This window comes from Desulfosalsimonas sp., from assembly GCF_055149105.1.
The window spans coordinates 76082-88191 of the sequence record NZ_JBSRLA010000008.1 but is presented as its reverse complement, the minus strand read 5'-3'; the positions used below and the strand labels follow the sequence as shown (position 1 = coordinate 88191).

Here is a 12110-nt window from a genome sequence, read left to right as displayed (position 1 = left end):
CGAAAATTTTAACCGCAGGAATACTCGACGTATTTTGAGGATTAAAATTTGAGCCGGACGCAGAGATTGGCGAAAAAGACGGTTTTCGTTCAGGCACTAAGTAAAATTCCGATGGCAGCGCCTGGATGTTTGGAAAAGGCAGGGGCGGGACCTTTTTTATTCATGGCCTTCATGTCAATTGCAGCATATGCTATATTTCAGCCAATAGCCACCTGGGACGGCAGACAAGGAAAATTTTATGGAAGAAATGTTTGATTCCGCAAAAACCCGCATCCTTGAAAAGGTCCAGGTCAACATTCCGTTTACCTGGCTCATGGACCCGCAGCAAAACTGGCTGGAAATTTTCACCGAAAACCGGATCCAGCCGGAAATCGGTCTGGATGCCGAATCCCTGGACCGGTTTGCGGCCGATGATTTTTCCCGGGCCGGCCGTTGGTTTGCCGACGCCGGATGCCGCATTACCGTGCACGGACCGTTTCTTGACCTGTCACCGGGATCGCCGGATCCCGAAATCCGGTCTGTTACCCACAAGCGGCTGACACAGGCCCGGACTGCCGCAGAGGCCCTGGGTCCTGAAACCATGGTCTGTCATGCCGGCTATGACCCGGCCCGCTACAGTTTTATCCGGAAGGAGTGGTACAAACGGGCGGCTGACACATGGAACAGCCACGGCCGCGCCCTTTGGGAGAAAGGCATCCGCCTGGTGCTGGAAAACGTCTACGAACCCGACCCAAAAGACCTGGCGGATTTGTTTGAAAAAACCGATCCAGAGACAACCGGTTTCTGTCTGGACGTGGGGCACCTGACCGTATTTGGATCATTTTCCCTCTCAGCGTGGCTCAAAAGACTCGGTCCCCGTATCCGCCAGCTCCATCTGCACGACAATTGCGGAAAAACCGATGACCACCTGGGAATGGGCCGGGGCGTCATTGATTTCACACCTTTGCACGAGTGGCTGAAAACCGCCGGCCCCGGGCCTGTTATCACCCTGGAACCCCACCGTCGGGAAGACCTGCTGCACAGCCTTTTGTTTCTGGAAAATCACAAATGGTTCCAATAAGTTCTTTATTGCTGAGCGCGCCCGGCAAATGCCTTGATTTGCCTTGACAAATCCGGCTGTTCTTATTAGATAAAATTCTTTACATCAGGAGGTGTATTGAAGGAGACATGCCCGGTAAAGATTTGTTTTCGGGTTTTGTGAAATGACCAACATCATTTGAAAGGAGAGGTTGACATGTCGAATCTTATTCCCCCGCATGGCGGCAAGGGCCTTACCATTTGCCTGCTGGAAGGCGCGGAACTGGAAGCGGAAAAGAAAAAAGCCGAAGGGCTGAAAAAGGTTTCCCTTTCTCCCCGGGAGCGCGGTGACCTGATCATGATCGGCACCGGCGGTTTCTCACCCCTGGACGGCTTTATGAACAAGGCTGACTGGAAAAGTGTCTGCGACGGCTACCAGCTGTCAGACGGCACATTCTGGCCCGTTCCCGTGACCCTGTCGGCAAGCCAGGAAGAGGCCGGCGCCATCAGCGAAGGCGACGAGATCGCCCTGTATGATCCGGAAACCAACGAAGCCATGGCCACCATGAAGGTCACCGAAAAATTTGAGATGACCGAGGAAAACAAGCGCTATGAATGCGAAAAGGTTTTCATGGGCGAAGGCACCCCCACACCCGAAGAATTCTGGAAGATTGCACAGGATGAGCACCCGGGCGTTCAGATGGTCATGAACCAGAAATCCTTTAACCTGGCCGGCCCGGTAAAGGTTCTTTCTGAAGCCGAATTTCCCACCAAGTACAAGGGCATTTACATGCGCCCGTCAGAATCCCGCAAGATTTTCGAGGAACGTGGATGGCAGAAGGTTGCCGCCCTGCAGCTGCGCAATCCCATGCACCGCTCCCACGAATACCTGGCCAAGATCGCCATTGAGGTCAGCGACGGCTGCTTTATCCACTCTCTGGTAGGCAACCTCAAGCCCGGCGACATCCCTGCAGAAGTCCGGGTCAAATGCATTGACGTGCTGGTGAACAATTACTTTGTGCCCGACAAGGTTGTGCAGGGCGGCTATCCCCTGGATATGCGCTATGCAGGCCCCAGGGAAGCCCTTCTCCATGCCACGTTCCGCCAGAACCACGGCTGCTCCCACATGATCATCGGCCGTGACCATGCCGGCGTGGGCGACTTTTACGGCATGTTTGAAGCCCAGACCATATTCAATAAGATCCCGGCCCCGGCAGAAGAAGGCAAGGCCTTGCTATGCAAGCCCTTAAATATTGACTGGACCTTCTATTGTCACAAGTGCGACGGAATGGCATCACTGAAAACCTGCCCGCACACCAAGGAAGACCGCGTGCTGCTGTCCGGCACCATGCTTCGCAAGATGCTTTCCGAAGGCGGCCAACTGCCGGATCACTTCGGCCGCGAAGAAGTCCTGGACATCCTGCGCAATTATTACCAGGGCCTTACCGACAAGGTCGAAGTCAAGCTTCACGGTGCAGCCACCGGAGAATAAAAACCCGGCAGGCCTGTTGTAATGAATAAGGACCATCGCAAAAAAGGACGGGGCATGCCATGCCCCGTCCTTTTTTCATTTTCTCCAAAAGCCCCGGCCAAATCATCCCGACTGTGATCAGCGGTCCTTCCGATCTTTTTTCATGCCATACCTGGAAATCAGCCGGGACAAATAGGTTCGCTGAATCCCCATGGTTTTGGCAGCCCGGGTCTGGTTACCGCCGGTTTTTTCCAGGTTCATGCGGATAAATTTCTTTTTAAACGCATGGATTGCATCCTCAAGGGTCATTCCCACGTCGATGCCCTCTGCCGCGGGGCCCCGGGATGCAAACATGGGCAGGTCCTCCGGCTCAATCTTACCGCCCCCGCCCATGACCACGGCCCGCTCCAGGGCATTTTGCAGCTCACGCACGTTTCCGGGCCAGTCATAGGCGGTCATCTTCTCCATTGCCGCATCTGAGATCTCCAGATGCAAGTACCCCTTTTCTTTGCGGAACCACTCCACAAAATGGGCCGCCAGAAGCGGAATATCGCTTTTGCGCTCCCGCAGAGGCGGCATGTGGAGTTCCACAACATTGAGCCGGTAATACAGATCCTCCCGGAATTTTCCGGATTCCACTTCCTTGGTTATCTGCCGGTTGGTGGCGGCGATAACCCGAATATCCACGGCAATGGGGGTATTGCCGCCCAGCCGGTAGAAAATTCCGTCCTGGAGCACCCGCAAAAGCTTTGCCTGCATGGACGGGCTCATTTCAGCAATTTCGTCGAGAAAAATGGTCCCCTCGTCTGCCAGTTCGAATTTTCCGATCTTGGTCCCCGTAGCCCCGGTAAATGCCCCTTTTTCATGTCCGAACAACTCGGATTCGAGCAAAGTTTCGGGCAGGGCGGCGCAATTGAGCGCCACCAGGGGCCGGTCCTTGCGGGGGCTGGCCTGGTGAATCAGGCGGGCCAGCAGTTCCTTTCCTGTGCCGCTTTCCCCCAGAACCAGTGTGCTGGCCATGGAATCGGCCACCTGCCGGGCCTCGGAAACCACCTGCCGGATGGCGTCGCTTTTGCCCACGATTTCATGGGTCAGGTGCAGGTCCTGTTTCAGGTCCTGGTTTTCCAGTTCCACAAGCTTGAATTTGCGGGCATTTTCAATAGCAATGGCGGCCAGCTCGGCAAACACATTGATCAGCTCCAGATCGCTTTCCTGGAATTTTCCGTTTTCACCCTTGTTGATAAATTCCACCACGCCAATGACCCTGCTGCCAACCTTTAAAGGCACGCAGGCAATGGAGCGGGTCTTGAACCCGATCTGGTCGCTTATGTGCCGATACCAACGCCGGTCCCGGCTGACATCAGCGATGAGCAGCGGCTCCCCGGTGCTGGCCACATGCCCGGCAATGCCCTCTCCAAGCCGGATGGAGAACTGCTTGATCTCCTCTTTTTTGGCGCCGGTGGCCACCTGGAAGTTGAGCCGGCCGGTTTTCCTGTCCAGAAACAGAAGCGAGCTCGCCCTGGCGCGCATCATCCGGGCCCCTGACTCCAGGATCGTCTCCAGGAGACGATCCAGATCATTGGCCATCCAGATCCCGTTTCCCATGGCCCTATCCCGGCCTTCTTCCCCGGATTTTTTTGATTTTGTTGTATTCATTGGGTCCGATCTTCCTTATTCCTGTTGATCGGCGCACTGCCATCCCGCTTTGATCCAGACGCCACGGCCGGGCCGGGACTCCACCCGGAAGGTGCCGCCGCTTAGCTCCACCCGCTCCTTCATCCCCAGCAAACCGTAGCCGGCGTCAGCCCGGGCCTGTTTTTCTGCTGAAAAACCGATTCCATTGTCGGCCACTGTCAACAGCATGCACTGGCCGTTTTTGATCAATGAAAGCTGGATGCTGCCGGCATTGCCATGCCTTGCCGCATTGTTCATGGCCTCCTGGACCATCCTGTAAATCACAATTTTTAAAGATTCCTCAATATCCTGTTCATCGATCATGAGAATTTTTTCCACCCGGATATGGGGAAACACGGTGTTAAACTGCCGGCAGTACCAATCAATAGTGGGCAGGAGACCGAGATCGTCGAGCATGGGCGGCCGCAGGCCCTTCGTGATCCGCCGGCACTCGGCCAGCAAGTCACCAGCGTTGGCCGCCAGACCTTCCAATACAGATGGCGCCACCCCTGTTTTCGAAGACCGGGCCGCTGCCAGGGCATTTTCGATCTGGATCTTGATTCCTGCCAGTCCGGAGCCCAGACTGTCGTGGAGCTCCCGGGCAACGTATTTGCGCTCCTTTTCCTGAGCCTCCATTAACTGGGAGGAAAGCAGACGGATCCGGCCTTCGGAGGTTTGCAGGGCGCGCTGGGCGGACTTGAGACCGGAAATGTCTGTGCACACGCCCACAATCATCTGAAGCCCCCCGTTTTCATCACAGACCGGATACCCCCGGTCCCGGACCCAGCAGATGGATCCGTCGGGCCTCACCACCCGGTACTCCTCATCCCATGTTCCGCCGCTGTAATGCTTGATTCGCTTCCGGACCCGTGGGCGGTCCCGATAGTCAATGCTTTCCACAAATGACATGGGCGATTCATACACACTCTGACAGCTCCGGCCCCACATTTTTTCATATGACGGGCTGACGTAAAGAATGCGTTTCAACCCCGGAAGGGCCATCCAGAACACGTCATCAATGGCCTCGGTCATGATCCGGAAGCGTTTTTCCGCCTCCAGGGCGGCCTTTTGTGCAAGTTTGCGCCGGGTGACATTGACCAGGGCCAGTATCAGGCCCGTTACCCGCCCATCTGCCGCCTTTACCGGATTGAGACTCCAGTCCCAGTAACTCACGTCCCGCTCCGGATTTTGGCAATATTCAAACGGCTTTTCAAGGGCGTAATAGGGCTGCCCGGAATCCACCACCTTTTGGAAAATCGCCCGGTTTTCCTCGTTTGGATACAGGTCAAAATGGTTTCTGCCCTTATAGTAATCCGGCCATTTGCCGTCGGCTTTTGCATAGGCCTGGTTAACACGGATAAAACAAAAGTTTGTATCCATGTATGCCACCATGAAATGCGTATTGGCAAAAATGGCTTCCAGCAGTCGGCCGGATTCATCATCTTTCTGACTGTCAGGCCCGAATCCGCGAAAATCCGAACCGGGCCGGATGACCCGGCGTTCTTTTTTATTTTCAGGCCCCCGGCTCATCAGCTCTCCTCCCTGGATGTGCCCCATGGGCAAGCGATTTTTCCATAATCCTGTGCACAAGCCCTGAATGCGCTTCAAACGGAATCCTGGGCCGATCCGGCCGGACAAGGGCCATGGTCCGGGCAAAGGGCGTCTGGTTGATCTTGAGATTGTAGGCTGTGTGCATCAGATACTCCAGGTTCACCGTATCTTCGGCATTATAGGCCATAAGGGTTTCAAGCGCAGAAAAACTGCCGGTTTTCTCATATTCCCGCCACAACAGCACCGCCAGATATCCGTCGATGCCCTCGAGTTCCTTGCGGTCAATGCCCATCTGCTTCTCACACCCCTTGAGCCCGCCCTTAAACCCAAGCCCGGCAAGCAGATGCCGCAGGTCGATATGGGCCTGGGGCAGGCGGATATTGAAAAAGCGTTCGATAAAGGGGATGTCAAAGCTTTTGCCGTTATAGGTCACCAGCAGATCATAACGGGAAATATCGCCGGGAAAGTCGTGCAGGTTTTGCCCATTTACATAGCAGCGGATATGGGTGCCGTCATAAAGGGCAATGGTGGTAATCCGGTTGGAATTCCTGCACAGGCCGGTGGTTTCAATATCAAGATAAGCGGTTCTGGTGCGGAAAGTCCCGAACAGGCGCCACTGCTGATCCGGGGGCAGGCGGCGGGAGAAATAACCTACCCGGCCCTCCTGCAGGGATTTTTCAGAGGCCGCCAGTTCACTTCGGATCCATGCGGCTGCTGACGGCCCGACAGGCAGGTCTTGGGCTGCAGACACATCACCCCATGCGCAGATACCGGCACACCACAGCCGGGCCTCGGTTTTTTTGCCCACGCCATTGATGTGACAGAATGTATTTTCAATCATTCTGCAAACCCCTGAATCCGGCAGATGCTGTTGCAGGTTCAGGACAGCACTCCTGCCCTGATACCTTTTCTTATAGCATAATAATGCGCATGATAAACAAATTTGCCATCCAAAAGTGCTGACAGCTTTCAAGTAACTTCTAATTTTGCCGTATCTACAGCGTCAGTCGATGTCTCGCATTGCTGACGATCGCTTCACATCGGCTTGCTTGTAACTGCGCCAAACCTGAAAATCGCTCAGGTTCAAAAAAAGTTGATGTTCATACCTGGTCCCGGGGTTTGGCACGAGGACAACCCTTCCACGGAAACCCTAAAAAACCGCCTTTTTCTGTTTTCCGGACGATTATACCGGCTGCTTTGATTGGAACCCGCACCACGCAAAAAGGGGGCTTTACGGATAAAGCCCCCTTTTCACAATCAGTATGAATCAGACAAACAAAATCTGTCAGACCTTTTTGGCCTCCCTGCCGGAGTATTCGTTATACGCCAGGGCCACGGTGCGGTAGACCAGATGGGCCAGTTTGGAGAAGGGCAGAAACGCAATCAGATGAAATACCAGCATCAGATGGATGAAATAGATGAGGTAGGTCAAAAAGGCTGCGTCCGCCAGCCGGGTCAGCTCTGCCAGCATGCCGGTCACACCCAGGCCCAGCACCAGCCACAGCAGGTACCAGTCCTTGTAGGTGGAAACCTCGTCGGTTTTGTCCATCCGCTGCTTGATCAAAAGCGCCGCGCCGATAATCAGGGCAATGCCGCTGACATTGGCCAGGATTTTGATGGGATTGAGCTGGGAATATGGACCATGGATGCCAAACACGTAAAGGGTGACAAAAAACACGCCTGTAACAATCAGCAGACCGATAAAGGAAAACAGCACCATCATGTGCGGTGTGCCCCTGTTGTTGTTCTCGCCGCACTCGGAGAACTTACTGTGCTTGAGAATCGAAGGAATCACCCGCACCAGGGCGGACAAAAACCCCTTGGTGTCAATGGTTTCCTTGTATGTCTTGCCTTCGGCCAGGGCGTTTTTATGAATATCGCCAATAAATCGCTTCAGACCCATGGCAAACACCGCCACAGCCCAGATGCTCAACGGGATGAAAACCAGATCCACCAGCCAGGTGGAAAAAAACTTGGCATGGGCGATTTCCCCATGCTCGTTTAGCTCCGGAGAGAAATCCATCAGGCCGGTGATCAGGCCGAGCACGATAAAAATAATCGCCGGCAGGGCGATGAGCAGCGGCAGTTTCTTGCGGTCGTTTACTGCATTGGCAACGCTTTTGGGTGTGGCATACTCATTGATGGCCATCATGCGCAAAGACGCCATGACATCGCCCGGCTTGGCCCCGCGGGGGCACAAGGTGGAGCAGTCCCCGCAGTTATGGCACAGCCAGATGTCCGGGTTGCTCAGCAATTTGTCCTTCAACCCCCAGGACGCGGCAATCATTTCCTTTCTTGGAAAGGGCTTGCAGTCCGGGGCTATTGGGCAGGCAACAGAGCATGTAGCGCATTGAAAGCACTTTTTCAGCGACTCACCCCCGTTTGCCCGTATCTCATTGATAAAATTAATGTCTGGTTGAACCAGGTATTTATCCGCCATAATCAAACCTCCTCAATTGGGCTGTATTCGCATCAATCCTTTTAGAATCCCTTAAACGGGTTCGGCCCCAGCTCTTCGACCTGTTCGACAAATCCATTGATGATTTCCGGAATCCTGTCGTAGTCATCAATGGCCACTTCGTACTGGGCCACGCGCTCTTCTTCCAGGGCGAGACTGGAGAGGGCATCGCCGATTTTCTGCATCCGGATGCTGGCAAGTTCGCTGCCCTTGACAAAATGACACTGATAATCGTCGCCGTGCTTGCATCCAAGCAGAAAAACCCCGTCCATGCCCTGGGAAAGGGCATCCTTGATCCAGATCACATTGACCGAACCCAGACAGCGTACCGGGATTATCCGGACATCGGCGGAAAAGGACTTTTTGTGCAGGCCCGTGATATCCATGGCCGGATAAGCGTCATTTTCGCAGACCAGGCCCAGAATCCGCAGGGGCGGTTCGTCATAATCGTCTTCTGACGGAACCTCAATGGATTTGACCTGTGAGCCGATGCTGTCAACACTGTAGTCGGCAAAGCTGATGATCCGTTCCGGACATGCGCCCATGCAGGTTCCACAGCGGCGGCACCGGGTGGGATTGGGTTTGGGGGTTCCCTTTTCGTCGTCATCAATGGCGCCAAACGGGCATTCATCCGTACACCGCTTGCACTGGGTGCAGCGCTGGAAGAAAAAGTCCGGAAATGTCATATCCCCGGTTCTCGGATGAACTGCAATACCCCGGTTGACACACTCCAGGCACTGGATGGCCTTCAGGGCGGCACCGCTGGCATCTTCCATGCTTTCTTCCACCGACAGGGCCCGGCGCACCGCACCGGCCGCATAAATACCGGTTCTCTGGGTCTCATAGGGAAAACAGATAAAGTTGGAATCCGCGTACTTGTCAAACAGGTCATTGTCCCGAAAACCCGGGCCCTGGCGGTAGGCCAGGTTCACTGTGGGATCGTCGAATGTCACAGGCAGCATTCCTGTGGCCAGAACCACCAGGTCTGCGTTGACCCCGATGTTTTCGCCCAGGAGGGTGTCTTTTGCCGACACGACCAGCCCGCTGCCGTTTTTCTCAACGGATGTGACCTCGCCCTTGCTCATAAAAATGCCCGAATCCTGCTGGGCAGCCTTGTAAAAGTTCTCGTTCAACCCCGAGGTACGCATGTGCTGATAGAAAATATAGGCCTTTGCGTCAGGATAATCCTCACGCACGTACTGGGCCTGCTTTAATGCCACCATGCTGGTGACCACCCCGGTGTAGGGAAAATCTGCATCCTCTCCGTTTCCGGGGCTCTGGACGAACACCACGTTCTTGGCTTCCCTGCCGTCCGACGGCCGGGTGATCTTGCCGGCTGCCGCCATTTCCTCGAACTGATGGTTGGTGACCACGTCCGGGCTTGCGCCCCATCCCAAATGCGGAAATTCATCATCTTTGGGCTGGTAGGGCCGCCATCCGGCCGCCAGGATCACAGCCCCGAACTTTTCGCCGTTGGGATCCAGGGTAAGAATATCGCGCCGGCCTTCGTTGTATTCCTTGTATTTTTCCAGCAGCGCCTCATGCTCCAGTTCCTTGCCGTTCTCATCCACACGCATTTCCGGGGGCAGAGGGTAGGGCACGTCAAACTCGATCTTTTCCCCGGGGTTTTTCAGGGTAACCGTGAAATCTCCCGGCTGTCCGGCAATCCGCGCCACCACAGTGCCGGTGCGGATGTCGATTTTGGGATGATTTTCAACTGCTTTAATCTTATCGGCCACCATGGGGGGAATCAGGCTTTCATAGGGCGGCTGAATCGGCAGCTGCTTTCTCCACTTTTTGGCGTTTCCGCCAAGCTGGTCTTCCTTTTCCACGATGGTGACTTCATATCCCGCATCAGCGGCATCCAGGGCAGCGCTCATGCCCGTGATCCCGCCGCCCATGACCATGATTTTGCGGCTCAGGATTTCGAGCAGGTAGGGCTCCGGCAGTTTGACCTTTTCCACCCGGGCCATGCCCATGCGCACGTAATCTTCTGCCATCATCTGAACGGTGTCAAAGTTATTTTCATCTTCCTTCTGCTCCTCGGTAAGCATGGGAAATTGATCCCTGGGATGGGACCAGACCACGCCCTCGCGCAGGTTGACCCGCTCGACAATGCAGCCGTCGAATTTAAAGGTGTTGTAATTGACCCGGCGGGAGCAGGCGGCAATCACGAGCGTATTGGTGCCCTCTTCTTCAATGTCTTTTTTAATAAAATCCACGCCTTGCTGGCTGCACAGGAAATCATGGGTCTTGCAGGGCAGGGCCTCTTCTTCGACCACGTCGCAGATCGCCTCTATATCCAGGGCATCGCCGATGCCGCATCCTTTGCAAATATAAACGCCGTATTTTTTACTCATGATCTAACCTCCTACCGCTTCATCATGGTTTGAATTGCCTTTAAGGCAATACCGGTCGCATTCTGATTGGACATCATGACATCGGCTGGCCGGTTGGCACACCCGGTGGCAAACATGCCGCCCTTATCCAGGTCATTAATGATGAAGCCGTCTTCCGTGTAGTTCAGATCGGCCGCCGGCAACTTGGCATTGACGGCCGTGGGCTGCATACCAGTGGCCAGAACCGCCATATCCACGGTCTGATGAAGCTTTTCTCCGCTGACCGCATCCTCGGCCACAAGGGTCACCTGTCCGTTGCCGCCGTCTTCCACAGCCGCAACCTTGCCCTTGATGAATACGACGTTTTCATCGGCCTTGACTTTCTCGTAGAACCTTTCATACCGGTAGCCGGGCGCCCGCATGTCAATATAAAAAATATAGACTTTGGCGTCCGGATACTGCTCCCGGATATAAGTGGCGTGCTTTAACGAAGCCATGCAGCAGATATAGGAACAGTACGGCAGATGGTTTTCGTCCCTGGAGCCGGCGCACTGAACAAAGGCCACGCTTTTGGGGGCCTGGTTGTCCGAAGGCCGGAGAATCTGGCCCTTGGTGGGTCCGTTGGGCGCGGCCAAACGCTCCAGCATCATATTGGTGACGATGTTGGGATACTGACCGAATCCCAGGTTGTCGATTTTGGATGCATCATAGGGTTCCCAGCCGGTTGCCCAGACAATGGCGCCCACATTGAGATCCATGGTTTTGGCCTGCATTTCCAGATCCACCGCATCATAGGGGCAGGCTTCCTTGCACCGCTGCGCATCTTCAGTTCCCATAATCTTGGAAGAAATGACATACCTGTTGGGAAAAGCCATTTCATGGGGAAGAAAAGCGCCTTTGGTCTTGTCCATGCCAAAATTGAATTCATTGGAAATTTCCGTCTGGCAGGCATCGGCGCAGGCGCCGCAGCAGGTGCAATTCTCATTGACGTAGCGGGGGTTGAGCTTGATGCTCACGTTGTAGTTGCCCGGCGAGCCGTCGACTTTTTCAACATCTGCCAGGGTAAAAAATTTGATTCTGGGGTTGTCCTTGATCCGGCGGAAATTGATTTCCAGGCCGCAGGTGGGGGGGCATAATTTGGGGAAATACTGCTTTAATTGAGCAACCCGTCCGCCCAGATAAGGATTTTTCTCGACAATAAAGACTTCATAGCCCACTTCCGCGGCTTCCAGAGCCGTGGTCAGTCCGCTGATGCCGCCGCCGACCACCAAGATGCTTCCGCTAAACGGGGCTCCTTGCGCTTCACTCATGCTGTCCCTCCGTGCTTATAGGTTCGATTCGTTTAACCGTCTATATCTGGCCACTTCATTCCATCATGTTCATATCCTTAGTATTGGACCGGCTTGCGCGTCCATTTGCGTTCATGTCGATCTGGTGTATTTTCGAAACAGCAGGCTCGATGCCGGATGGTCGCGGGCCCCTGTTGTCCGCACCGGTTCTCCGGACTCCAGCCTGCGGTTTCCAAATCGGAAACGAATTCAATGGGGTTGAAAAGTTATCCAGGGCTTTGTTTAATAAAAACCTCCAGGTGTCGAATCGA

8 protein-coding genes are annotated in these 12110 nt (G+C 54.6%); 2 read left to right on the top strand and 6 right to left on the bottom strand.

Annotation, left to right across the window (positions count from 1 at the left end):
- The first annotated feature begins 238 nt into the window (after window positions 1-238).
- Together ACTCIA_RS03330 and sat are read left to right on the top strand one after the other, a co-directional pair.
- The gene (locus tag ACTCIA_RS03330; RefSeq protein ID WP_463000383.1) at window positions 239-1060 is read left to right on the top strand and encodes a sugar phosphate isomerase/epimerase family protein; all 822 of its coding nucleotides are present in this window, start codon (window positions 239-241) and stop codon (window positions 1058-1060) included.
- 174 nt (window positions 1061-1234) lie between these two features.
- Entirely contained in the window at window positions 1235-2509 is a 1275-nt protein-coding gene (sat, locus tag ACTCIA_RS03325; protein WP_463000382.1) for a sulfate adenylyltransferase, read from the top strand.
- A 117-nt stretch (window positions 2510-2626) separates the two neighbouring features.
- On the opposite strand, the gene ACTCIA_RS03320 is transcribed toward sat, so the two are convergent.
- The 6 genes from ACTCIA_RS03320 to ACTCIA_RS03295 all read right to left on the bottom strand — a co-directional run bounded on the left by ACTCIA_RS03320 (window position 2627) and on the right by ACTCIA_RS03295 (window position 11820).
- A complete protein-coding gene (locus tag ACTCIA_RS03320; protein ID WP_463000381.1) occupies window positions 2627-4144 on the bottom strand; it encodes a sigma-54 interaction domain-containing protein in 1518 nt (505 codons plus the stop codon).
- A gap of 15 nt (window positions 4145-4159) precedes the next feature.
- A complete protein-coding gene (locus tag ACTCIA_RS03315; RefSeq protein WP_463000380.1) occupies window positions 4160-5692 on the bottom strand; it encodes a PAS domain-containing sensor histidine kinase in 1533 nt (510 codons plus the stop codon).
- The gene (locus tag ACTCIA_RS03310; protein WP_463000379.1) at window positions 5676-6554 is read right to left on the bottom strand and encodes a ribonuclease H-like domain-containing protein; all 879 of its coding nucleotides are present in this window, start codon (window positions 6552-6554) and stop codon (window positions 5676-5678) included. The genes ACTCIA_RS03315 and ACTCIA_RS03310 overlap by 17 nt, the downstream gene beginning before the upstream one ends.
- A gap of 444 nt (window positions 6555-6998) precedes the next feature.
- Entirely contained in the window at window positions 6999-8153 is a 1155-nt protein-coding gene (gene qmoC, locus ACTCIA_RS03305; RefSeq protein WP_463000378.1) for a quinone-interacting membrane-bound oxidoreductase complex subunit QmoC, read from the bottom strand.
- A 41-nt stretch (window positions 8154-8194) separates the two neighbouring features.
- Complete coding sequence (locus tag ACTCIA_RS03300) at window positions 8195-10531, bottom strand: FAD-dependent oxidoreductase (RefSeq protein WP_463000377.1); 2337 nt, start codon at window positions 10529-10531, stop codon at window positions 8195-8197.
- Between the two features lie 11 nt (window positions 10532-10542).
- Entirely contained in the window at window positions 10543-11820 is a 1278-nt protein-coding gene (locus tag ACTCIA_RS03295; RefSeq protein ID WP_463000376.1) for an FAD-dependent oxidoreductase, read from the bottom strand.
- Between the last annotated feature and the right edge of the window lie 290 nt (window positions 11821-12110).

Coding starts and splice junctions, on each gene's coding strand:
- ACTCIA_RS03330 (WP_463000383.1), top strand. CDS start 239: ATGGAAGAAATGTTTGATTCCGCAAAAACCCGCATCCTTGAAAAGGTC.
- sat (WP_463000382.1), top strand. CDS start 1,235: ATGTCGAATCTTATTCCCCCGCATGGCGGCAAGGGCCTTACCATTTGC.
- ACTCIA_RS03320 (WP_463000381.1), bottom strand. CDS start 4,144: ATGAATACAACAAAATCAAAAAAATCCGGGGAAGAAGGCCGGGATAGG.
- ACTCIA_RS03315 (WP_463000380.1), bottom strand. CDS start 5,692: ATGAGCCGGGGGCCTGAAAATAAAAAAGAACGCCGGGTCATCCGGCCC.
- ACTCIA_RS03310 (WP_463000379.1), bottom strand. CDS start 6,554: ATGATTGAAAATACATTCTGTCACATCAATGGCGTGGGCAAAAAAACC.
- qmoC (WP_463000378.1), bottom strand. CDS start 8,153: ATGGCGGATAAATACCTGGTTCAACCAGACATTAATTTTATCAATGAG.
- ACTCIA_RS03300 (WP_463000377.1), bottom strand. CDS start 10,531: ATGAGTAAAAAATACGGCGTTTATATTTGCAAAGGATGCGGCATCGGC.
- ACTCIA_RS03295 (WP_463000376.1), bottom strand. CDS start 11,820: ATGAGTGAAGCGCAAGGAGCCCCGTTTAGCGGAAGCATCTTGGTGGTC.